This is a genomic window from Mesorhizobium sp. L-2-11, from assembly GCF_016756595.1.
Lineage (GTDB): Bacteria > Pseudomonadota > Alphaproteobacteria > Rhizobiales > Rhizobiaceae > Mesorhizobium.
Genome location: NZ_AP023257.1, coordinates 1516174 through 1538643 on the forward strand (window position 1 = coordinate 1516174; position 22470 = coordinate 1538643).

17 protein-coding genes and 2 pseudogenes are annotated in these 22470 nt (G+C 62.8%); 12 read left to right on the plus strand and 7 right to left on the minus strand.

What is annotated here, in order from left to right:
* The first annotated feature begins 83 nt into the window (after positions 1–83).
* Positions 84–836 carry a phosphonate metabolism transcriptional regulator PhnF gene (gene phnF / locus JG739_RS07320; protein ID WP_202365888.1) on the plus strand — a complete coding sequence of 251 codons (753 nt, stop codon included), beginning with the start codon at positions 84–86 and terminating at the stop codon, positions 834–836.
* Positions 837–1082: 246 nt separating this feature from the next.
* Here the strand turns inward: phnF and JG739_RS07325 are convergent, their stop codons facing one another.
* The 6 genes from JG739_RS07325 to JG739_RS07350 all read right to left on the minus strand — a co-directional run bounded on the left by JG739_RS07325 (position 1083) and on the right by JG739_RS07350 (position 8680).
* Positions 1083–2099, minus strand: coding sequence for a zinc-binding alcohol dehydrogenase family protein (locus JG739_RS07325; RefSeq protein WP_202365889.1), 1017 nt, complete (start codon positions 2097–2099; stop codon positions 1083–1085).
* Between the two features lie 65 nt (positions 2100–2164).
* Positions 2165–3130, minus strand: coding sequence for an ABC transporter permease (locus JG739_RS07330; protein ID WP_202365890.1), 966 nt, complete (start codon positions 3128–3130; stop codon positions 2165–2167).
* Positions 3127–4680 (minus strand): sugar ABC transporter ATP-binding protein, encoded by a 1554-nt coding sequence (locus JG739_RS07335; protein ID WP_202365891.1) that lies wholly within the window; start codon positions 4678–4680, stop codon positions 3127–3129. Before JG739_RS07335 ends, JG739_RS07330 begins: the two co-directional genes overlap by 4 nt.
* Before the next feature lie 104 nt (positions 4681–4784).
* Positions 4785–5780, minus strand: coding sequence for an ABC transporter substrate-binding protein (locus tag JG739_RS07340; RefSeq protein ID WP_202365892.1), 996 nt, complete (start codon positions 5778–5780; stop codon positions 4785–4787).
* A gap of 333 nt (positions 5781–6113) precedes the next feature.
* Complete coding sequence (locus tag JG739_RS07345; protein WP_202365893.1) at positions 6114–7112, minus strand: aldo/keto reductase; 999 nt, start codon at positions 7110–7112, stop codon at positions 6114–6116.
* Positions 7113–7174: 62 nt separating this feature from the next.
* Complete coding sequence (locus JG739_RS07350) at positions 7175–8680, minus strand: UxaA family hydrolase (protein ID WP_202365894.1); 1506 nt, start codon at positions 8678–8680, stop codon at positions 7175–7177.
* Positions 8681–8811: 131 nt separating this feature from the next.
* Between JG739_RS07350 and JG739_RS07355 the strand changes: the two genes are divergently transcribed.
* The 10 genes and pseudogenes from JG739_RS07355 to JG739_RS07400 all read left to right on the plus strand — a co-directional run.
* Entirely contained in the window at positions 8812–9705 is an 894-nt protein-coding gene (locus JG739_RS07355; protein ID WP_202365895.1) for a GntR family transcriptional regulator, read from the plus strand.
* A gap of 628 nt (positions 9706–10333) precedes the next feature.
* Complete coding sequence (locus JG739_RS07360; protein WP_202365896.1) at positions 10334–10690, plus strand: DUF2946 family protein; 357 nt, start codon at positions 10334–10336, stop codon at positions 10688–10690.
* A gap of 104 nt (positions 10691–10794) precedes the next feature.
* Entirely contained in the window at positions 10795–11334 is a 540-nt protein-coding gene (locus JG739_RS07365; RefSeq protein ID WP_202365897.1) for a copper chaperone PCu(A)C, read from the plus strand.
* 39 nt (positions 11335–11373) lie between these two features.
* A complete protein-coding gene (locus tag JG739_RS07370) occupies positions 11374–11892 on the plus strand; it encodes a YcnI family copper-binding membrane protein (protein ID WP_202365898.1) in 519 nt (172 codons plus the stop codon).
* A gap of 50 nt (positions 11893–11942) precedes the next feature.
* Entirely contained in the window at positions 11943–13562 is a 1620-nt protein-coding gene (locus tag JG739_RS07375) for a copper resistance CopC/CopD family protein (RefSeq protein ID WP_202365899.1), read from the plus strand.
* A 168-nt stretch (positions 13563–13730) separates the two neighbouring features.
* Entirely contained in the window at positions 13731–15158 is a 1428-nt protein-coding gene (gene gndA / locus JG739_RS07380; protein ID WP_202365900.1) for an NADP-dependent phosphogluconate dehydrogenase, read from the plus strand.
* Positions 15159–15586: 428 nt separating this feature from the next.
* Positions 15587–16231 (plus strand): peroxiredoxin-like family protein, encoded by a 645-nt coding sequence (locus JG739_RS07385; protein ID WP_192361436.1) that lies wholly within the window; start codon positions 15587–15589, stop codon positions 16229–16231.
* Positions 16232–16821: 590 nt separating this feature from the next.
* Positions 16822–17808: an ABC transporter substrate-binding protein gene (locus JG739_RS07390; protein WP_244749728.1), complete on the plus strand. Its 987-nt coding sequence runs from the start codon at positions 16822–16824 to the stop codon at positions 17806–17808.
* Positions 17792–19606, plus strand: coding sequence for a HAMP domain-containing protein (locus JG739_RS07395; RefSeq protein ID WP_244749730.1), 1815 nt, complete (start codon positions 17792–17794; stop codon positions 19604–19606). Before JG739_RS07390 ends, JG739_RS07395 begins: the two co-directional genes overlap by 17 nt.
* A 314-nt stretch (positions 19607–19920) precedes the next feature.
* A pseudogene (locus JG739_RS07400) lies at positions 19921–20502 on the plus strand (NADP-dependent phosphogluconate dehydrogenase); the annotation flags it as partial.
* Between the two features lie 261 nt (positions 20503–20763).
* Here JG739_RS07400 and JG739_RS07405 read toward each other — a convergent pair.
* A pseudogene (locus JG739_RS07405) lies at positions 20764–21584 on the minus strand (alpha/beta fold hydrolase).
* A gap of 74 nt (positions 21585–21658) precedes the next feature.
* On the opposite strand from JG739_RS07405, the gene JG739_RS07410 reads away from it, so the two are divergent.
* The gene (locus JG739_RS07410) at positions 21659–22291 is read left to right on the plus strand and encodes a TetR/AcrR family transcriptional regulator (RefSeq protein WP_202367369.1); all 633 of its coding nucleotides are present in this window, start codon (positions 21659–21661) and stop codon (positions 22289–22291) included.
* Positions 22292–22470: the final 179 nt, after the last annotated feature.

Genomic DNA, 22470 nt, shown 5'->3' on the forward strand with positions numbered 1-22470 from the left:
AGACAATTATACAAATTATATCTATTTTCTAAGGCCTGTCCATGACGGATGGATGACAGCGGCGAAAAGATCGGGGCAAAGAGATGATCGGTCAGCAGATGGCCAACAGCCTGGAGCGGCGCAGCGGCGTCTCGCTGTGGCGGCAGATCGCCGACCAGATCCTGCATTCGATCGCCGTCGGCGACTTCGCCGAGAATGCTGCAATGCCACCGGAAGTTGTATTAGCCGAGCGCTATGGCGTCAACCGCCATACGGTGCGCAGCGCCATCGCCGCACTGGTGCAGGATGGCGTGCTCAGGGCCGAACAGGGGCGCGGCACTTTTGTGCTGTCGCGCAAGCGGCTGTCCTATCCGATCGGCGCCCGCACCCGGTTTTCGGAGGGCTTGCAAGGGCAAGCGTCGGAGCGCCGCAGCGTGCTACTCGAATCGGCGGTCGAGCCGGCCAGCCGGCGCGTCGCCGAAGGCCTAGGTCTTGCCAAAGGTTCGAATGTCATACGCCTTGAGACACGCGGCGAAGCCGATGGGCAGCCGGTCTCGCGTGCCACCGGCTGGTTCGATGCGGGCCGCTTCGCCGGCATCGATGCCGCCATGGCCGAAACCGGATCGGTGACCGCCTCGTTCCAGCGTTTCGGCATCGGTGACTATCTCAGGCAATCGACGGTGCTGTCGGCCCGCCACGCGGACGCCGCCGACCTGGCCGATCTCGATCTGCAGCCCGGTGCCATCGTGCTGGTCACGGTCGCCGTCAATGTCACGCCGGACGGCCAGCCGATCCAGTTTGCCGAAACGCGGTTCCCGGCCGAGCGCGTCGAGCTCAGACTATCGGCAAAAGAGTAGCTTTCTGACGTCGTCATCCTTGGGCGAAGCAGGAGCGCAGCTCCGTCGCGGAGACCCAAGGATCCATGCCGTAACATTGGTTGATGAGTGAAGCGAAGCAGAATTCTGCACCGTCGCGATACTTCAAGGTCACGGCATGGATACTATGGTCTGCGCCGCGTCGCTTCGCTCCTTGCTTCGCCATAGGATGACGAAGCCAAAGTTCGCACCTATCGACCGCCGAATTTTCGTGTCAGAACCGGCATCCTATCCGACCTGGATGACAGCTTTGATCAGGCCGGATTTCTCATGCGCCCAGCGGGCGAGGTCGCGCGGCGTGCCGCCAAGCGTCGTGCGATGGGTGACGAGCTTTGCCAGCGGCACAGCACCATCGCGGATCGAGGCGGCGACATGGTCGAAGTCGGCGCGCAGCGCGTTGCGGCTGCCGATCAGCGTCATTTCACGCTTGTGGAATTCGGGATCGGAAAAGGCGATGTCGTCCTTGACGACGCTGACCAGGACCAGCGTCCCGCCATGCGCGACATGGGCGAAGGCTGACTGGACCGACTGGGTGTTGCCGGTGGCATCGAAAATCACGTCAAAACCTTCGCCGTTGGTCGCCTCCCGCACCAGATCGGTCGCAGACTGCCGCGAACCGTCGAGGATGGCGAAGCCGAGTTCGCTTGCGGCGAAGCCTAGCCTCTCGGCGCTCATGTCGAGCAGCGTCACGTCGAGACCGGCGATTCGGGCAAACAGCGCCGTGCCGAGGCCGATCGGCCCGGCGCCGATGACCAGCGTGCGCGCGCCGGGATCTGTTGGCGAGCGTCGCACGGCATGCGCCCCGATCGCCAAAAATTCGACGGCGGCGGCGTCGGCCAGCGACAGGCCGTTGGCCGGATAAAGATTTTGCGCCGGCACCAGGACCCGTTCGCACATGGCGCCGTCGCGGTGGACGCCGAGCACTTCGATCCTGACGCAGCAATTCGGCTTGCCTTGACGGCAGGCGATGCATTCGCCGCAAGCGAGGTAGGGGTTGATGATCACCGGCTCGCCCACCGCCAGATCGACGCCTTCGCCGGCCTCGATCACGGTTCCCGACGCTTCATGGCCCATGATGCGCGGATAGGCGAGAAACGGATGCTTGCCCTCGAAGATGTGATAGTCGGTGCCGCAGATGCCGACATGACTGACCGCGACCAGCGCCCAGCCCGGCGGTGGTGTGCTCGGCGCCTTGCGGTCTTCCACAACAAGATCGCCGGGCGAACGGCAGATGACGGCTTTCATGCTTTGATCCAGTCGGTTGATGGCGCCGCCGGCCCGATCGCCGGGCCGGCGGTTGTTAAGATGGTCTATTTGCCGCGGCGGCGCAGGCCGTCGAAATAGACGATGACGATGATCAGCACGCCGGTAATGATGCGCTGCCAGAAGGCATTGACGTTCAAGAGATTGGCGCCGTTGTTGATGGTGGCGAGGATGAAGGCGCCGAGCAGCGGTCCGTGCACCGAGCCGACGGCGCCGAACAGCGAGGTGCCGCCGATCACCGACGAGGCGATCGCCTGCAACTCCCAGCCCTCGGCCTGTGTCGGATTGCCGATGCCGATGCGTGAGGCAAGCAGCACGCCGCCAAAAGCCGCACAGAGGCCCGACAGCGTATAGGCCATGTAGATGGTGCGCTGGACGTTGACGCCGGACAGTCGCGATGCCTCGGCGTTGGAGCCGACCGAGAACAGATACCGGCCCCAGCGGCTGTGATGCAGGAAGATGTAGGCGGGGATGCCAACCAGGATCACCATCCAGAACAGATTGGGGACGCCGAGGAACGAGCTGCGCGAAAACAGCTGGAAGGCGTCGTTGTTGATCGAGATCGAGTTGCCGTTGGTCATCAGAAGGCCGATGCCGCGCAGCGAGGTCAGTGTCGCCAGCGTGATGATGAATGGCGGCAGGCCCATTTTTACGATGCCGAAGCCGTGGAACAGGCCGATGGCGACGCCGACCAGCAAGGTGATCAGGATGGCGAGGAAGACCGGCACGCCGGCATTGATCAGCATCGCTGCGATGACGGTGGCAAAGCCGACCACGGCGCCGACGGAAAGGTCGATGCCGCCGGTGATGATGACGAAGGTCTGGCCGACCGCCAGGATGGCGATCATCGAACCTTGCCGCAACAGGTTGGAGATGTTGTTGGCGGAGGCGAAGCTCGGCGTCGCCACCGACAGGATGACCCACAACAGCACCAGCAGCGCCAGCAGCGTCAGCCCGAACAGGGCATTGTAGTTGCGCTTCGGTTTTTCGGCAGCAATTGCCTCGGTGCTCATATCTGTCCTCCCGGTTTTTCCTGTTTCTCGGCCAGCGCCTGGGTGAGGATCTCCTCATGGTCGGCAGTGTGGAAACCATGCGTGGCCACCAGCTTGCCGCGCCGGAACACATGCAGCGTGTCGGCCAGTTCATAGACCTCGGGCAGATAGGACGAGATCAGGATGATGCCGGCGCCCTTGGACAGCAGTTCGCCGAACAGGCGGTAGATCTCGGCCTTGGTGCCGACATCGACGCCAACTGTCGGCTCGTCGAAGATGAACAGTTTGGCGCCGTGCGCCAGCCACTTGCCGATGACGATCTTCTGCTGGTTGCCGCCGGACAGGCTGGAGGCGAGCGCGTGGCGCGTCGGCGTCTTGATCCTGAGATTGGCGATCTGGCGATCCGCCTCGGTCTTCTCCTGTGCGCTGGAGATCAGCAGATTACTGGAGATGCGCTTGTAGATCGGCAGATTGAGATTGAGGCCGACCGGCAAATTGAGGCACAGGCCCTGGTCGCGGCGGCTTTCCGGCGCCAGCGCCATGCCGAGCCTGATAGCGTCATGCTCGGAGTTGACCTGAACCTCCTTCCCCTCCCAGAGGATCTGGCCGGCCGATTTGCGATGACGGCCGTAGAGCGTGGTGACGAACTCGCTGCGCCCGGCACCGATCAGGCCGTAGAGCCCGACGATTTCGCCGGCACGGACCGTCATCGAGACATTTTCGAAGCCCTTGCCGGAGAGGTTTCGGGCTTCGAGGAGCGTCGCGCCCGGGGTAAAATGCTCCTTGTGATAGACTTGCTCGATCGAGCGGTTGATCATCATCCTGACCAGCTCGGCGTCGTTGGTCTCGGCGATGTTCCTGGTGCCGACAAGCGTGCCGTCGCGCAGCACCGAGACCCGGTCGGCGAGCTCGAACACCTCTTCCATGCGGTGGCTGATGTAGATGATGGTGACGCCTTCGCCCTTCAGCCGGCGGATCAGCGTGAACAGCTGGTCGGCTTCCTTGCGGGTGAGATAGGCAGTCGGCTCGTCGAAGATCAGGAACTTGGTGCCGCGCACGGTGGCGCGGGCGGCGGCGATCAGCTGCTGCTGGCCTATGGTCAGGTCACCCAGCACGACATGCGCCGGCAGATCGAAGCCGAGATCGTCGATGATCTTCTGCGCTTCCCTGACCATGGCCCGCTGTTGCAGGATGCCGAAGCGGGAAGCCTCCTCGCCGAGGAACATGTTGGCCGCGACGGTGAGATGGCGGCACAGGACGACTTCCTGATGCACAGCATTGATGCCGAGCGCCATCGCCTCATGCGGCGTCGCCAATGCGGCGGGCTTGCCCTCCCAGATGACGTCGCCGGAGGTGCGCGGCATGACGCCGGTCAAAAGCTTGATCAGGGTGGATTTGCCGGCGCCGTTCTCGCCGACGATGGCGTGGATTTCGCCGGCCTTGAAGGCGAGGTTGACCGGCTTCAGCGCGTGCGTGCCGGGATAGCGCTTTTCCAGTCCCTTGAGTTCGAGGATCGTCCTGCCCGGTTCCAGCGTTGGGGCCGGATGCAGTTCCTGCGCCGTCGACGTCATGGCAATCCTCCCAGATCGGCCTCCCAGATCGGCCTCACGATTGGCACGAGTGCGGGGTGTTTCCGGGGCGAAGGGCCCCGGAAACAGTTCGCCTGTGGCGATGCTCAGTCGAGCTTCGGGTTGAGCAGCGCGTCGATCTTTGGATCTTTCATGTTGGCCTTGGTCACCAGGTTGGCGCCGGTGTCGACATTGGCCTCGACCTTCTCGCCCTTCGAGGCGGCGAGCGCCGTCTTGATGCCGTCATAGCCCATCCGGTACGGATCCTGGACGACGAGAGCCGAAATGACGCCGTCATTGAGGAATTTGATCAGCTTCTCGTCGCTGTCGAAGCCGACCAGCCCGACCTTGCCGGCAAGGCTGTTCTCGGCGATCGCCTGACCGACGCCCTGCGCCATGATCAGGTTGGAGGCGAAGATGCCCTTGAGGTTCGGGTTGGCGGTGATCAGGTCGGTGGCGATGTTGAGGCCGGTGGTGGCCTGGCCGTCGGCATATTTGTCGGCGACCAGCTTGAGGCCGGGATATTTGGCGGCGAGCTGTTCCTTGAAGCCCTGGGCGCGCTGTTCGAGCGAGCCGGCGCCGGGAAGCGCGGTGATCAGGGCGACGTCGCCCTCGATCTTGCCGCCATTGGCTTCGCCGATCGCCGCCGCCAGCCCGTCAGCGGCGACGCGGCCGCCCTGGATGTTGTCGGTGGTCAGGAACGAGGTGAAGGCCTTGGAGTCGGCGCCGGAGTCGATGCCGATGATCTTGACCTTGGTGGCGGCCTCGTCGATCGGCTTTCCGAGCGCCTTGGCTTCGGTCGGCGCGATGACGACGGCAGCCGGGTTGCCGGCGACGGCGTTTTCAAGGATCGAGATCTGGCCGTTGACGTCGGTCTCCGCCTGGGCGCCGAGTTCCGGCACATTGACGCCGAGGTCCTTGCCGGCCTTGCGGGCGCCGGCCAGGACGATCTGCCAGTAGAAAGAGGTGGTGTCCTTGACGATTATCGGAATGGTTTCGTCGGCCGCCGAAGCCGGGCCCGAATGCACCACGCCGGCAAGCATCGAGGCGGCGGCGAGCGCCACGAATGCGCGGCGGTTGAGAATGCTGGTCACGAATTTCATTAGGCTTCCTCCCTAAGTCGCCCGGTGAGTGTTGCGGAAGCTCGGTTTGGATAGGCGCTGGCCAAACCGAACTTTATCAATAAAAAACATTTACCGCATTTTGATAGTGCATCGGTCCGGTCGACGCAAGCGGTGTTTCGTATGGTCCTGCGTTTGCTTCGACAGGAAGGGAATGCCGATCCTCATTGACAAACCCCACAAATCCTCTCCGAAAGGCATGGAATATTAATTCCATCTTCAAGTCAATATGGAATATTCATTCTTTTGTGAGGCGTAAGGTGGGCGCCTCCTGATCGCATCGTCCGCAGATCAACCGGCGAAGGCCGCAGCGCATCAGCCAAGTTTCTGTACGACCGTAGGGGGATCATATTTGGCGAATTCGGTTTCGGGCACCTGGATGTCGAGCAGTTGCAGGTTTCGCGCCAGGTTGGCCGGTTTGGCGGTGCCCGTCAGCACAGAAGCCACCACAGGCTCGTGCAGCGGGAACTGGAACGCCGCCGCGGCAAGCGGGTAGCCGCCCTCCGTGGCAATTCTCTCCATGGCGCCGACGCGGTCGAGAATATCCGGGCTGGCCGGCAAATAGTCGAAATGCGCACCTGGCACCGGGCCGGTCGCCAAAATACCGGAATTGAAGACGCCGCCGATGATCAGCGAGGTCTGCCGTTGCCGGCAAAGCGGCAGCAATTCGGCTTCGGCGGTGCGGTCGAGCAGCGAGTAGCGGCTGGCGAGCAGGATGCAGTCGAGCGGCGCCTGGCGCAGCACATCGAGACAGATCTGCACCTCGTTGACGCCAAGGCCATACGCCGAAATGACCCTGGACGATTTCAGCTCTTCCAGCGCCTTCAGCCCGCCATCCATGAACTGGCGGAAATGCAGCTTGGTTTTCTCGACGCCATGCGTGTAGACGCCGATGTCGTGGACGAACAGGATGTCGATTCGATTGAGGCCAAGCCGCGCATAGCTGAACTCGACCGAGCGCATGATGCCGTCGTAGGAATAGTCGTAGTCGAGTGCAAAGGGCAGCGGATCGACATAGGAATGGTCCGGGATCTGGCCATCCGGCACCGGCCGCAACAGGCGCCCGACCTTGGTCGACAGCACGTAGGAATCCCGCGGCTTGTCGCGCAGGAAATCGCCAAAACGGCGTTCCGAGAGGCCGAAGCCGTAGAAGGGCGCCGTATCGAAATAGCGCAGGCCGGCATCCCAGGCGACCTGCAGCGTCTGCATCGCCGCCTCGCGCGGGCAGGATCGGTAGAGGCCGCCGATCGCCGCGCCGCCGAAGCTGACCTCGGTTATTTCCAGCGCGGTGCTGCCGACACGGCGTTTCTTCATGCAAAGCCTCCCCACCGGCAGTTGTCCGGCCTGTCTATTGTCGTTGTCGGTTGGCGGTCGGGCTAGAGGGTCGCCCCGAGGTGCCAGGGCACGAACTCGTTGTCGCCGTAGCCGAACGCCTCGCTCTTGGTCTTGCGGCCGGAAGCCGTCTCGACGATCAGCTCGAAAATCTCGCGGCCCATGCCGGCGATGGTCTTTTCGCCCGAGGCGATGACGCCGCAATTGACGTCCATGTCCTCTTCCATGGTGTGGTACATGGTCGAGTTGCTGGCGACCTTGATCGACGGTGTCGGCCGGCAGCCGAAGCAGGAGCCGCGGCCGGTGGTGAAGACGATGACGTTGGCGCCGCCAGCCACCTGGCCGGTGGCGGAAACCGGATCGTAGCCGGGCGTGTCCATGAACACCAAGCCGTGGCCGCCGACCTTTTCGGCATAGCCGAAGACGCCGTTGAGCGGGGTCTGGCCGCCCTTGGCGACCGCGCCAAGCGACTTCTCCAAAATGGTGGTCAGGCCGCCGCGCTTGTTGCCTGGCGAGGGATTGTTGTCGATGGAGGCGCCATGCTTGGCGACATGGTCTTCCCACCATTTTACATAGCCGTCGAGCTTGGCGGCGATCTCCGGGGTCGCCGCGCGATAGGCCAGCAGATGCTCGGCGCCGTAGATCTCCGTCGTTTCGGAGAGGATGCCGATGCCGCCGACGCCGGCCAGGATGTCGACGGCGGCGCCAAGCGCCGGATTGGCGGTGATGCCGGACATGCCGTCGGAGCCGCCGCATTGCAGGCCGACGACAATCTCGCTGACCGGGATAGGCTCACGCTCAAGCCTGCCGACCTCCTCGGCGATCTCGGCCAGCACCAACATCGCCTTCTCGACCGACTTGCGCGAGCCGCCGGCTTCCTGGATGTTGAAATGGCGTTTTCCCGCGGCGACGCCCTTCTGGCCATAGAGGGTGAGCTGGTTGACTTCGCAGCCGAGACCGACCATTAGCACGCCGCCAAAATTCGGGTGGCGGGCATAGCCGGCAAGCGTGCGGTGCAGCACCATCATGCCGTCGCCGGTGGCGCTCATGCCGCAGCCCTGGCCGTGAACGATGGGAACGAAGCCGTCAATGCCGGGATATCTGGGCAGCAGCGTGCGGTTGGCCTCGTCGGCGATGGCGTGGCAAACGGTGGCCGAGCAATTGACGCTGGCGAGAATGCCGATGAAGTTGCGCGTGCCGGCACGGCCGTCGGCGCGGCGGTAGCCCATGAAGGTGCGGGCGCGGTCGGCCTCTGTCGCGTGCACGGCCTCGCTCGGCGGCACCACCGGCAAACGCCCGGACTCGAAGACCAGATTGTGCGAATGGACATGCTCGCCGGGTGCAATATCCTGGGTGGCGCGGCCGATCGCCTGGGCGTATTTGACCACGGCCTCGCCGGCGGCAATCGGCTTGATCGCCACCTTGTGGCCGGGTTCGATCAGCGCCGTGGCAACGGCCCCGCCCGGCAGCACCGCGCCGATCTCGATGCGGCCGTTGGCGACCGCGACATTGTCGGCGGGGGACAGAAGAATGCTGTTTGCGGGGTTCACGGGCAGTTTCCTGGGTGTTCCTGGGATCGGCAAGCGATTGACACGCGCCTGTTAACAGTTAATGTCTTTTATCGTGAAAAAACAGTTTTGCGTCAATTGTTTTTTCGCGCGTCGTCGCAACGGGGCAGGGGATGTCGAAGAGCAACAACGTCTACAAGGACGCCTACAATCGTGGTTTGCGGCTGCTCGAGGAAACGAAAAGCCTGCCGTCGGAGCCCGAGCTAGGCGCCCTGCTTGGCGTCAGCCGCACGACCATCCGCACCATCCTTGCGCGCATGGAAGAGACCGGGCTGATCGCCTGGAACAAGCGCAGCAAGACGGTGTTGCGCGCGCCGCGGCCCGACGACTTTTTCCCCGAGGAAGAGACCGACACGCTGTCGCAGATCATCGAGCGCTCTTTCATGCGGCGGCTGCTTGCCGGCGGTGCTGAGCCCGGCATGCAGATCAACGAGCTCGAGCTGGCGCGCGAGATCGGCGTCGGCACCACCAGCGTGCGCGAGTTCCTGATCCGCTTTTCCCGCTTCGGGCTGATCGAGAAGCGCCGCAACAGCCATTGGGTGCTGAAAGGTTTTACACGCGCCTTCGCGCTGGAACTGACCGAAATCCGCGAGATGTTCGAACTGCGCTCGGCCGCCGCCTTCGCCGCGCTGCCGGAAGACAGCCCGGTGTGGGCCGACCTCGACCTGCTTGAGGACGAGCATCGCCTGCTGGCGCGCGAGATCGCCACGCGCTTCAACGAATTCTCGGAGCTCGACGAGCGCTTTCACCGGCTGATCCACCGCGCGTCGCACAATCGCTTCATCGTCGATTTCTACGACGTCATCGCCATGATCTTCCACTACCACTATCAGTGGAACAAGGCGCAGGAGCGCGAGCGCAACGAGGTGGCGGTCGCGGAACACCTGGCCTATATAGCGGCGCTCAAATCGCGCGATCTCGGCAAGGTCGACACTGCCTGCCGCAAGCATCTGAAGTCGGCGCGGCACACGCTGCTGACGTCGATTCCGGAAGGCCAGCAACCGTAGCGTGGTTAATAGCGACCTCTCCCCGTATAGTGACGGGGAGAGGGACGCTCTCGGCGATTTTCGCCAATTGTCAGCCTTGCAGGAAGTGTGCCGCGGTGGCGGCCGGCTCTTTCTCCCCGTCACTATACGGGGAGAAATGCCCGGCAGGGCAATGAGGGGCAGCGCCGGCTTCAACAATTCCAGGAATCCTGTTCGCCGCCCCTATCGACCGGTTGGCGCTGCCCCCTCACCCGCCTGCCGGCGACCTCTCCCCGTATAGTGACGGGGAGAGGGACGCTGTCGTCGCCGGTTTCGCCAATCGCCAGCGTTGCGGGAAGGGCGCCGAGGCTGCGGCCGGCCCTTTCTCCCCGTCACTATACGGTGAGAAATGCCCGGCAGGGCAATGAGGGGCGGAGCCGGCTTCAACAATTCCAGGATCCGGTTCGCCGCCCCTATCGAAGACTGATGCGACGAGCTGACTTCCAGCTTCCTCGGCTTCGTTCCTGGCTAGGATTGTCAACACGACCTAAAGCGCCGCGTTGCCGCAGTGGCAAGTTGGCGATTTTCCGACCGCCGGCCGCGTGCTAGATATCTTGCCGTTGCTGCGTGAGGAGGCAGGCCTTTGAACATCCGGCGGAGACAATGGAGCATGCCGGCGGCATTCGCCGCCGCCTATTTGCTCGTGCTCCAGTCGATGCTCGGCGCATTCGCCTTCGGCATCGGGCCGGACGCTTCGCAACGCGACGCTTTCGGCAACGTCATCTGCACCCAGGAGGGCGCGGCCCAGCGTCCCGGCGGCGACCCGCACCAGCAGCACATCCCGGCTTGCTGCGTGCTCGGCTGCGGCATGGCCTCGGCTGTCGACGCTCCGCCGCCCGCTGCCGCCATGCTGTCCGACATTTATTCGGCCGAAACCGTTGCGTTTGTGCTGCCGGCGTTCAGGCATCTCGACTTTGCCCGCGACCGCTCGCCGTCGAATCCGCGGGCGCCTCCGGTGACGGCCTGATCCGTCCCAGTTCGCCTTGCGGAATTTTTCGCGGGCGAATTCGTTCAACATCGAAACTGTTCGCGACCGGCCGACGGCGCGATTTCTCAGTTCCTGGAGCTATCATGTCTCACACCTTTCGCGCGCGGCTCGGCCGCACCAGCCGCTTTCTGCGCAGCTTCGAGGAGCGACTCGGCATCACCGTACTCCTCCTCGCCCTGCTGTTCGTCAGCGCCCAGGCCGTTTTCGCGCATGAGTTCAGGGTTGGTGACCTCGAGATCGTGCATCCCTGGTCGCGCGCCACGCCACCGGGCGCCAAAGTGGCCGGCGGCTACTTCACCGTGACCAACTCCGGCAGTTCGCCGGACCGGCTGCTGTCGATCTCCTCCGATGTGTCGGACAGGACCGAACTGCACGAAATGGGCGTCAAGGACGGCGTCATGACCATGCGGCCGGTCAGCGGCGGCCTCGAAATCCCGGCCGGCGGCAAGGTCGCGCTGGCTCCCGGCGGCTATCATCTGATGTTTATCGGCCTCAAGCGCCAGCCCAAGCAAGGCGAGACGTTTTCCGCTGCGCTGGCCTTCGAGAAAGCCGGCGCCGTCACCGTCGAGTTCGCCGTAGAAGGCATCGGCGAAATGGGCGGCATGCACGACCATGCCAATTGATCCGGCCAGATCCGCACAATTCAAACTCAGGGAAACATCATGAACCGTTATCTTCTCTCGGCCTGCACGTTTCTCGTCTTCGGGACGGGTGCAGCTTTTGCCCACGTCACGCTGGAAACCCAGGAGGCGGCGGTCGGTTCGACCTACAAGGCAGTCCTGCGCGTGCCGCATGGCTGTGAAGGCAAGGCGACGACCGCCGTGCGCGTGCAGATCCCGGAGGGCGTGATTTCAGTGAAGCCGATGCCGAAGGCCGGCTGGACGCTGCAGGTCAAGAACGGCAGATACGAGAAATCCTATCAGCTCCATGGTCAGGAGGTGTCCAGCGGCGTCAAGGAAGTCAACTGGAGCGGCGGCAGCCTGCCGGACGAATTCTACGACGAATTCGTCTTCCGTGGGACACTGGCGGCGGATCTGCCGGTAGGCCAAACGCTCTACTTCCCGGTGGTGCAGGAATGCGAAGGCGCCGCTGAACGCTGGATCGAGATACCAGCGGCTGGCCAGGATGCGGATGCCCTGGAATATCCGGCGCCCGGCCTCAAGCTTTCGCCGAAGCTATGATTATTCGGCGGAGCGTTTTGTTCGAAAGAGCGCGCCGCTGTTTTTGTGACATGAGTGCATCCCTGCTGCGAACGGTCTGCACAACCGGCCGTGCGAACTGCCTGCTGGCTGCGATCGTGCTGCTTGCCGCCATTGCCGCGCCAGGTCAGGCCTTCGCCCACGCGGCGCTGGTCACAACCGAGCCGACGGACGGCGCCGTGCTGGCGCAGAGCCCCGCGCAGTTCTCGCTGACCTTCAGCGAGCCGGTATCACCGCTGGTGCTGGCCTTGGTGCGGCCTGACGGGACGCCGGTTCCGCTGACGTCGTTTCGGCTCAACGCCCAGACGCTCGCCATCGATAATCCGCACAGGCTCGGATCCGGCACCCATGTGCTGAGCTGGCGGGTGATCTCCGCCGATGGCCATCCGGTCGTTGGCTCGGTGCTGTTTTCCATTGGCGCGCCTGGTGCTGCGCCGGCCGTATCCGAAGCTGTCGACCGGGGTCTGAGGTCGGCAATCTGGATCGGCAAGGTCTTCCTCTATGTCGGCCTGTTTCTCGGCGTCGGCGGCGCCTTTGCCATCGCCTGGCTGGCGCAAGGCGGGCGCGCCGGCCGGCGCTTCGTCATCACCGCGATCCTTTGCGGCCTCGTCGCGGCGCCGTTGTCGCTCGGCTTGCAGGGACTGGACGCGCTCGGTGCACCGCTCGTCCGGCTGGCGCAGCCGGACATCTGGAAGGCCGGGCTCGCCACCAGATTCAGCTGGACGGTGCTGGTCGCGCTGGTGGCGCTCGGGCTTGGCCTGCTGTCGCTGGTCGGGCCGCGCGGCGGCGCAAAACTGTTTGCCTTTGCCGGCCTGGCCGGTGTCGGCGCCGCCCTTGCCGCCAGCGGGCACGCAAGTGCTGCCGAACCGCAATGGCTGACGCGGCCGATGGTGTTCCTGCACGGCGCCGGCATTGCATTCTGGGCCGGGGCGCTGGCGCCGCTCGGTCTCGCCATGCGGCGGAAGCCGGCCGAGGCCGCGCCTTTCCTGCGTCGGTTTTCCCAGGCGATCCTGCCTGTCGTGGCCGTGCTTGCGGCCGCTGGCTTCGTGCTGGCTGTCATCCAGGTGCAGTCGCCCGCAGCTTTGCTCGAGACCGCCTATGGCCGGCTGCTGCTGATCAAGCTGGCGCTGCTGTTGTTTCTGTTCACGCTGGCCGCCATCAACCGCTGGAAGCTGACCGGTCCGGCGGAAGCGGGAGAGACGGAAGTACAGAAGAAGCTGGTCCGCTCGATCGGCATTGAAATGCTGATCGTTCTGGCGATCTTCGGCGTTGCCGCCGGCTGGCGCTTCACGCCGCCGCCACGCGCCCTGGCGATCGCAGCGGCGCAGCCGGCGTCGGTGCATATCCACACGGCGAAGGCGATGGCCGACCTCAGCATCACGCCCGGCCATGTCGGGCCGGTTGCCGCCTCGATCGTCATCATGACCGGCGATTTTGGCCCGCTCGACGCTGAGCAAGTGACGCTGGTGCTGTCAAAACCCGATGCCGGCATCGAGCCGATCAAGCGCGCGGCGACAAAGCCAGGCGACGGCAGCTGGCGCGTCGACGAACTCGTCGTCCCGGTTCCCGGCCGATGGACGGCGCGGCTCGATATTCTCGTCTCGGATTTCGAGATGGTGAAGATCGAGGCGCCGATCGACATCAGGCCTTGAGGACAAGCTGGCGCCTGCAACACAATTCGGCGAGGCGGTTGACGCAGCCCCGAAGGCCCGTCAAACATCGCGGCAAGAATGGCATCTCGGCAAGAGTGGCATCCTGGAAGAATGGGAGTCGCCACAAATCGCCGCCTCAACAAAAGATCCGAAGGCAGGGAAGAAACGATGGAAAAAGCCGAAATCGGCCTGATCGGCCTTGGCACGATGGGCTCCAACCTGGCGCTCAACATCGCCGAAAAGGGGCACCGCATAGCCGTCTTCAACCGCACCGCCGCGCGCACCGACGCCTTTGTCGAGAATGCCGGGGCGCTCAGGGATATGGTTGTGCCCTGCTACAACCTGGAGGAACTCGCCGCCGCCATCCGGCCGCCGCGGCCGATCATCATCATGGTGCTGGCCGGCAAGCCGGTCGATGAGCAGATCGCGGCACTGCGCGGCGAGCTGTCGGCCAACGACATCGTCATCGATGCTGGCAACGCCAATTTCCGCGACACGATGCGGCGCTTCTCCGAACTTTCCGATTCGGGTCTCACCTTCATCGGCATGGGCGTGTCCGGCGGCGAGGAGGGCGCGCGCCATGGACCGTCGATCATGGTCGGCGGCACCGAAGGGTCCTGGAAACGCGTCGAAAAGGTGCTGACCGCCATTTCGGCCAAGTTCAGGGATGAGCCCTGTGCGGCATGGCTTGGCACCGATGGCGCCGGGCATTTCGTCAAGACCATCCATAACGGCATCGAATATGCCGACATGCAGATGATCGCCGAGATCTACGGCATCTTGCGCGACGGCTTAAGCATGGGGCCGAAGCAGATCGCACAGGTGTTTGCCGGCTGGAACAGGGGCCGGCTCAACTCCTATCTGATCGAGATCACCGCCAAGGTGCTGGCCGCCGACGATCCGAAGACAGGCAAGCCGGTGGTCGACATCATCCTCGACCGCGCCGGCCAGAAGGGCACCGGCAAATGGTCGGTCATCGAGGCGCAGCAGCTCGGCATTCCGGCCACCGCGATCGAGGCGGCGGTGGCGGCGCGCGTGCTGTCGTCGATCAAGGACGAGCGGCTGGCCGCCGAAAAGGCCTATGGCCATGGCGGCGTGACCAGGATTTCCGGAGACAAGGACGCGTTTCTTGGCGATCTCGAACTGGCGCTGTTCGCCGGCAAGATATCAGCCTATGCGCAAGGCTTCGCAGTGATGAGCGGCGCGTCGAAGGAGTTCAACTGGAACCTGCCGATGCCGACCATCGCCAAGATATGGCGGGCCGGCTGCATCATCCGCTCGCAATTGCTGGACACGATGGCGGAAGCCCTCGACAAGGGCGGCGCAACCACCAATCTCCTAATGGCGCCGGCCTTCATCGCGATGATGCAGGAAGCGCATCCATCGCTGCGGCGCATCGTGGCAAGGGCGTCGGAAGCCGGCTCGCCGGTGCCGGCGCTGTCGTCGGCGCTGGCTTATTTCGACAGCTACCGCCAGGGCCGCGGCACCTCGAACCTGATCCAGGCGCAACGCGATTTCTTCGGCGCGCACGGCTTCGAGCGCATCGACGGGCCGGGCGCGTTCCATGGCCCTTGGGGCAGCGGGGCGGGGGGTTAGCGCCCAAGGTCGGACATTGAGATCAGCATTGCCGCTTCCTGAAAGCCAACATCCCAAGAACCTCACTGAGGGTCGTGGTTGCGCCATAACCTGTCATTTGCAGCGCTTCTCCAAACCTGCCCTTCGCGCAACGGCCCAAACCGACCCGTTGACGACCTTGGGCGTTGCAGACTTGAACCTCCAAATCGAGGTCGGGAACCTGACCTTCAGCGCAAGAGCATTCGCTCGCGTGAGGTCATTCACCACATTTGGCGGCGACCCGCAGATGCTTTTCGTGTTATGATGGGCTTGCAACGCGCGCAATCTCGACCTCGGCAGGTCGAAAGCTATTGCCTTGGCACAGGAAGTCTTCGCCCCCAGCACTCGATCGCCTCCGAGACGCTGGGTGTGCTGCTTTCCCTGACTGATGCGGGGCGAGGAGGTTGTCTATGTCCACGAGTAGTGTTGACCGCCCGCTGCAGCCGGGCGACCGGGCACCGAATGTTGTGCTCAATGCGATCTCACGCGAAGGCAAGATCGCGCTCGATGATTTTCGAGGCCGTAGCCCGTTGTTGATCGGTTTGTTCCGAGGCCTGCACTGTCCGTTCTGCCGGCGCCATGTCGCGGCGATGGCGCAACTCAAGCCGGCCCTGCGTGAGAAAGGCGTCGAATGCCTGGCGGTGGTCAATACGCCGGTCGAGCGGGCGCGGCTCTATTTCCGTTACCACCCGGCACCCGATCTTCTCGCCGCATCCGACCCGGAGCGGGCCTCGCACCGTGCTTTCGGCTTGCGCGAGGTTGGGATGGACACGGTCATGGCGATACGGATCCACCTTCCGGGCGAGTTGCCCGAGCCTATGGACGTCATGGCAATGAACGAGTTCCTCAACAAGAAAGAAGGATATGAGATTACGGAAGCCGATCAGCAGGCGATGGTGGCTTCCGGCCAGGGGCAGCTTGTCGGTCAGTTCCTAATCGACCGGGCGGGCATCGTACGCTGGAACTTCACTGAAGTTCTGGAGGATGGCCTCAACACCTTCAGAGCGCCGAATCCCGAGGAATTGATGTCGGCAGCTTCCCAAGTTGCACATTAATAGGCTGCGGAAATGGGCTGCTGAAAACTCGCTCGACGGCCACCGTCCTGTGGCGATTCTTTGGATTTAACAATCATCGAAATGCTCAGCGCGGGAGGCCAAGGTCTGCCCGTGGGCTTCGTAGCGATTTCGATTCAACGGTCTGCGGACCGCCCCAACGCTAGACTGAGCAAGCCGCATAGGCGGGGCGACGTCCGCTCCTTGCCGCAATCACGTCGTTCCGACAGGCGCGCATACGGCAAGTTTCCACCCAACCTGGTCCTCCAACGGCTTCTTCCGCGTGCAGAGCGGTTAAAAGCACGGGTCGCCTCGATTGCGCCAGCAACAGTCGTTTGATGCGATATCGGCGAATGACGGTTGTCGACGCCATTTTCTGACCTTCGGGGTCATGTGCGTCTCTTTCGCGCTTTCCGCCCAGCAGCTAATGGTGTCGCTTTCTGAGTGGGTCAAATAGCGCTATATTTGGGCACCAAGTGCTCGATGTAGGTAACGACTTTTTGGATGAGCAGCCCCGGTGAAGCGTGAAATTCGCATCATTTGGGAATGGTTCCTGACATCGGCTGCCGTCCGAAACCGATCAGGTGGATCCAATGCGTCAAGGGTATTTCGCTCTTGCCTACCTGCTGGCACTGTTCGTTGGACCGTTTGCGGCCAGCCAAGGGCTGGCCGCAACTGTTCCGCATGTAGGCCTTCTCACCTATTGGAACTGCAGCCCGGGTACTGTTCAGGACGAATTCGGACCGTTTCTCAAGGGGCTTGAGGAACTGGGCTATAGGAAGGGCGAGACCTTTGCACTCGAGTGCCAGGCGGCCGGCAAGAATTACGACAGACTTGCCGAAGCGGCGCGCAAGCTGGTGCAGCTTTCTGTGGACGTGATCGTGACAAGCTCTCAACCGGCGGGACGTGCAGCCCACCAGGTGACGGATTCGGTCCCGATCGTATCGATCGTCAGCGGGGATCCGATATCCGCTGGCCTCGTCGCCAGCCTTGCCAGGCCAGGCGGCAATTTTACCGGGGTGAGCTACTATGCGACCGAACTTACTGCCAAGCGTCTGGAACTGCTGAAAGAAGCAATTCCGGGTATCGTCACGATCGGGGTTCTGGCCAACCCGGACGTTTCCTATTTGCCATTCGAGGCTGATGCAATGCGCGCGGCCGAAAAGCTCGGCATTGGCGTAAAGCTTCATCACATCAGGCAGCCGGCGGACCTCGATGTCGCAATCCCGGAAATGAAGAAAGAGAGCGTGCAGGCAATCTTCGTCCTGCCCGACGTCATGCTCGCCGGCGAGGCGGCACATATCGCCGATCTGGCGCTCGAACAGCGGTTGCCGACGATGGCATGGGCTCCGTGGTATCCGCGAAACGGCTGTCTGCTTGCCTATTCCGCGGATTACGCGGAGATGCTGCATCGGCTGGCTTTCTATGTCGACCGGATTCTCAAGGGAGAGAATCCCGGCGATCTTCCGCTCGAGCAACCGACAAAGTTCGAGCTGTCGGTCAATTTGAAAACGGCCAATGCTCTCGGCATCGATCTGCCGCAGACCGTACTGATCATGGCTGATGAAGTCATCGAATGAGGATGATGTGCGGGATTCGATCCATCCCGAGGCCGCCCCCGTGCGCCGATCACTGTTTCGGAAGTATTTCATCGCCCTTTTAGCCGCCGTCATTGTCCCCATAACTGCCAGCGGCATCAGCAACGCCTGGTTCGGCTATCGCGATCAGCGTGCCATGCTCAGCGCTCTCTTGCGGGTGGAAGCCACATCGGCAGCCGGCAAGATGCAGAGCTTTCTCGACGGCATCAGGGATCAGCTCAGCTGGACGGTCCAGCAGGCCTGGAACCCGGACGCCGAGGGACAGCATCGCCTGGATGCCCTGCGGGCAATGCGCCAAGCCCCGGCAATTGTCAGCATCACTCTTGTCGACAGTACGGGAGTAGAGCGGCTGCACGTGTCCCGAATTGGCTTGAACAGGATGGAAAGTGGATCGGATCGTTCAGGCGATCCTGCGGTCGCGGGAGCCCGGTCCACGGGCTTATGGTATGGCCCAGTCATGTTTCGCAACGGCTCCGAACCGTTCCTGACTATGGCAATGGCCGGAAACCGCAAGGCGGATGCGTTCGTCGTCGCCGAAATCAACCTGAAGCTCATCTGGATTGTCGTTTCGGAAGTTCGTGTCGGCCGCAGCGGTCAGGCATTTGTTCTTGACCAGACCGGCCGGCTTATCGCTCACCCCGACATCAGCAAGGTGTTGCAAGGCACCGACGAGAACACAGCGGCTGCCCGGCGCAGATTGCGGGACGAGATCGCCACAGCGGGCGGCGAGGCGACAACGGCCCGCAACGCTGAGAATGAACGCGTCGTGACTGCGATGGCATCGATCCCCAGTGTTGGCTGGACCATGTTCGTCGAGCAGCCGCAGGCAGAAGCTTTTGCACCGCTCTATGCTTCTTTGTGGCGCACCGGCGGCCTGCTGCTTGCGGCGCTCATCTTAGCGGCGGCGCTCGCCTACTGGCTTGCCAGGCGCATGACCGGCCCCATCCGTCAGCTGGAGGAGGGCACCGAAAAAATCGGTGCCGGACAGTTCGATCACCGGATCGACATCGCCACCGGAGATGAACTTGAACGGCTGGCGGTCCGGTTCAATCAGATGGCTCAGGAACTCGCCAAATCGCGGGATCGATCGGAGCGGATCGCGCGGCTGAAACGCTTTCTCGCACCGCAAGTCGCCGAGCTCGTGGAAAAATCCGGTGACGAGAGCGTACTCGCGGGCCAGCGGGCGGAAGTGGTCCCTGTCTTCTGCGATCTACGCGGCTTTACCGCGTTTTCGGCGCACGCCGAACCCGATGATGTCATGCAGGTGTTGCGCGACTATTATGAGGCTCTCGGCGCGATCATCACGCGCTACGAGGCCACGCTGACCAACTTCTCGGCGGACGGGTTGATGGTGCTTGTCAACGCCCCTGTGCCGAGCGCGGAGCCAGCGCTTCGCGCCGTCGAGATGGCGATTGACATGCAGGATGCCGTTCAGCACCTGATCGCCGAGTGGCGTCTGCGCGGCCACGCGGTCGGTTTCGGCATAGGGCTCGCGATGGGACGGGCGACGGTCGGCCGAATTGGCTATGAGGCCCGCGTTGACTACACCGCCATCGGCAATGTCGTGAACCTGGCGTCCAGACTGTGTTCGTCGGCCGATGATCTGCAAATTCTCACCGATGACTCTGTGGCGTGTTCCGTCGGCGGCAAGATTCCGATGGTCGCCCTCGGCGCGCGCCACCTCAAGGGCTTCGATGAGGAAGTACGCGTGTACGACGTCGGAATACGGAGACTGACGTCAGATTTCGCTCCTGCGCCGGAGATCAGTGCGAAAAGCTAGACTTGGGACGCGGCTGGACCGAATGGCAACTCGTCACGTCGAGACCGGACCATCGAGATCGTGCAATTGGACAGCAGCTACGGGTCATTCCTTCCGGTTTGAAAACGGGAAGGTTGCGCCCAATGTCGGCTGTTGAGGTCAGCTTCGCCACCGCCTGAAAGCAGACATCGCCGGCGACTACGTTGGAGGTCGCGGTTGCGCCAAAAGCGGCCGTTCAGCCGACAGATGTGAAATAGCGGGAGTCGGACCCTGAGCGCACATCGCCGAAGGCCTGTCCCGAACGCCGATAATTGTGCCGCCCCAACGCCGAGTATTCGGCGGCGGTGGCGGCGCGCGTCCTGTCATCTATCAAGGACGAGCGCCTGGCCGCCGAAAAGGCCTATGGCCATGGCGGCGTGACCAGCATTTCCGGAGACAAGGACGCGCTTCTTGACGATCTTGAACTGGCGCTGTTCGCCGGCAAGATATCAGCCTACGCGCAAGGCTTCGCGGTGATGAGCGGCGCGTCGAAGGAGTTCAACTGGAACCTGCCGATGCCGACCATCGCCAAGATCTGGCGGGCCGGCTGCATCATCCGCTCGCAATTGCTGGACACGATGGCGGAAGCCCTCGACAAGGGTGGCGCAACCACCAATCTCCTGATGGCGCCGGCCTTCATCGCGATGATGCAGGAGGCGCATCCATCGCTGCGGCGCATCGTGGCAAGGGCGTCGGAAGCCGGCTCGCCGGTGCCGGCGCTGTCGTCGGCGCTTGCCTATTTCGACAGCTACCGCCAGGGCCGCGGCACCTCGAACCTGATCCAGGCGCAACGCGATTTCTTCGGCGCGCACGGCTTCGAGCGCATCGACGGGCCGGGCGCGTTCCATGGCCCTTGGGGCAGCGGAGCGGCAGGTTAGCGCCGCATTATTGGTCGGGTTAAGCTCCGATATTTCCAGTCCTCAAAGCGGTCATTTCCCCCGAAGTCCAGGATGCTCCGGCGGCCCACTACCCAAGATTGCGCTTAATCTCAGGCGACCTCGTGCAGTGTGGAGTGATCAACCCGCATTATGACCCTGCTGCTCGCCGGGAAGAATGAATTCCATCATCGGCGATATCGACTCTGCCGGTTTGGAGTATGGTTCGATAATTGGGATTGCGCCGCGGCCGCTAGCTACTGGTCATCGGTCCGAACCCGAGATCGATACCTTGGCTATGAAGGCAAGGACCGTCGTGTTGAATTCATCCGGACGCTGTAGCGGCGCAAAGTGACTAACGCCGGGCAAAATGATTGATGCGGCCCCCGGAATAGTGTCGGCCAGGTAGTTGGCATGCTCTCGCTTGATGAATTCGTCATGCTCGCCGAGTGCGACGATGACAGGCACCTCGATGGCGCCAAGGTCCTCTTTGGTATAGTTCGGCTGGGTTCGCATCATCAGCCCCACCGCGCTGACGAACTGGTCGAAGGCGGCTGGCGTGGCGGAGAGCATGGCGTAGTCTTTCCTGTGGCGACTGAAGCAGCGATCGAGAAGCGGACTCGGTTCGATCTGCTTTGTGCCACCAGGATCCATGTTGCAGGCGAAAAAGAAGACGCCTGCCACGCGTGCTGGTGCCTTGGAGGCAACTACCAGAGCGACGCAAGCGCCGTCACTCCAGCCGACGAAGGCAGCCTTGTCGAGGGAAAGGTGGTCCATCACAGCCACGACGTCAGAAGCCATGAGTTCATAGGAATATGGCCTGTCATCGCGGGTGCTGCGGCCGTGCCCGCGACTGTCGATCGTCACGACGCGGTGGCCCGCCGCTACCAAGGCCGGCACCTGATATCCCCAATTGCCGCTGTGGCCGAGTCCGCCGTGCAACAGGATGACGGGAGGACCGCTGCCAAATGATGCTACCAGATCAGGGCTCCGTCATGCTCCACGCGATCCTCGCGATCGGGGGCGGGGAGAAGGGCGGCTCCATGCTCGGCAAACCGGGTAAGGTCGTCGTCATATAAATTCATATCGGGTTCCGTGTTTCGAGAGCTACGCGCGCTCTACTGTTGACACATACCAACCGTAAGGTATGAATATTCGCATGTCTAGGCCAACCAAACATGCTCCCGAGCGCGGTGATGCCCGAACCCGGCTCCTGGAAGCTGCAAGGGACACTATCCGCGCCAAAGGCTTCGCCTCGGCCAGCATTGATGATCTTTGCAGGGCGGCTGAGGTAACCAAGGGGGCATTCTTCCACAACTTCGGTAGCAAGGAAGCCCTGGGAGTTGCAGCTGCGGAATTTTGGGCCAGGACCACCTCGGGCTTTTTCGCCGCGGCTCCCTATCATCACCCTCGCGATGCGTTGGAGCGGGTGCTTGCCTATGTCGCTTTTCGCAAAGCGATCATCACGGAGGATCTGGCGGAGTCCAGCTGTCTGGTCGGAACGATGGCTCAAGAGGCCTACATGACCTTCCCCAGCATCCGCGATGCGTGCGGAGCCAGCATGTTCGATCATGCGTCGACGCTAGAGGCCGACATTGAACTGGCCCGCCGTGAGCGCGGTGTTACGGATGATTGGACTGCCGAAAGTCTAGCTCGATACACGCAGACTGTTATCCAAGGAGGATTCGTCCTTGCGAAAGCAGGGAATGACGCGGAGCTGGCGCGCGAAAGTCTTGATCATTTGGAGCGGTATATTCGGCTTCTGTTTCGCGTTGCCGACGACGAGACGTGAGCGAGATCGATCAGAACGCAATCGAGCGCATGTTCTGCCCAAACGCCGTCAGTCTGAGAGTCCGAATTCCAAGGCCGAACCGACCTTTGTTGATCGAACGGCAAACATGATCGCTAAGCAACAACCAGCCGCATCTATGTCGGGGAGTGCGCGTCTGCTTGCCTGTCGCCGGACGTAGC

What these genes read in the sequence shown, in the direction of transcription:
- JG739_RS07370 (WP_202365898.1), top strand. Translation starts at nt 11,374, where the DNA reads ATGAACCGTTATCTTCTCTCGGCCTGCACGTTTCTCGTCTTCGGGACG.
- JG739_RS07360 (WP_202365896.1), top strand. Translation starts at nt 10,334, where the DNA reads ATGCCGGCGGCATTCGCCGCCGCCTATTTGCTCGTGCTCCAGTCGATG.
- JG739_RS07375 (WP_202365899.1), top strand. Translation starts at nt 11,943, where the DNA reads ATGAGTGCATCCCTGCTGCGAACGGTCTGCACAACCGGCCGTGCGAAC.
- phnF (WP_202365888.1), top strand. Translation starts at nt 84, where the DNA reads ATGATCGGTCAGCAGATGGCCAACAGCCTGGAGCGGCGCAGCGGCGTC.
- JG739_RS07340 (WP_202365892.1), bottom strand. Translation starts at nt 5,780, where the DNA reads ATGAAATTCGTGACCAGCATTCTCAACCGCCGCGCATTCGTGGCGCTC.
- gndA (WP_202365900.1), top strand. Translation starts at nt 13,731, where the DNA reads ATGGAAAAAGCCGAAATCGGCCTGATCGGCCTTGGCACGATGGGCTCC.
- JG739_RS07330 (WP_202365890.1), bottom strand. Translation starts at nt 3,130, where the DNA reads ATGAGCACCGAGGCAATTGCTGCCGAAAAACCGAAGCGCAACTACAAT.
- JG739_RS07385 (WP_192361436.1), top strand. Translation starts at nt 15,587, where the DNA reads ATGTCCACGAGTAGTGTTGACCGCCCGCTGCAGCCGGGCGACCGGGCA.
- JG739_RS07345 (WP_202365893.1), bottom strand. Translation starts at nt 7,112, where the DNA reads ATGAAGAAACGCCGTGTCGGCAGCACCGCGCTGGAAATAACCGAGGTC.
- JG739_RS07390 (WP_244749728.1), top strand. Translation starts at nt 16,822, where the DNA reads ATGCGTCAAGGGTATTTCGCTCTTGCCTACCTGCTGGCACTGTTCGTT.
- JG739_RS07410 (WP_202367369.1), top strand. Translation starts at nt 21,659, where the DNA reads ATGTCTAGGCCAACCAAACATGCTCCCGAGCGCGGTGATGCCCGAACC.
- JG739_RS07395 (WP_244749730.1), top strand. Translation starts at nt 17,792, where the DNA reads ATGAAGTCATCGAATGAGGATGATGTGCGGGATTCGATCCATCCCGAG.
- JG739_RS07355 (WP_202365895.1), top strand. Translation starts at nt 8,812, where the DNA reads ATGTCGAAGAGCAACAACGTCTACAAGGACGCCTACAATCGTGGTTTG.
- JG739_RS07325 (WP_202365889.1), bottom strand. Translation starts at nt 2,099, where the DNA reads ATGAAAGCCGTCATCTGCCGTTCGCCCGGCGATCTTGTTGTGGAAGAC.
- JG739_RS07335 (WP_202365891.1), bottom strand. Translation starts at nt 4,680, where the DNA reads ATGACGTCGACGGCGCAGGAACTGCATCCGGCCCCAACGCTGGAACCG.
- JG739_RS07365 (WP_202365897.1), top strand. Translation starts at nt 10,795, where the DNA reads ATGTCTCACACCTTTCGCGCGCGGCTCGGCCGCACCAGCCGCTTTCTG.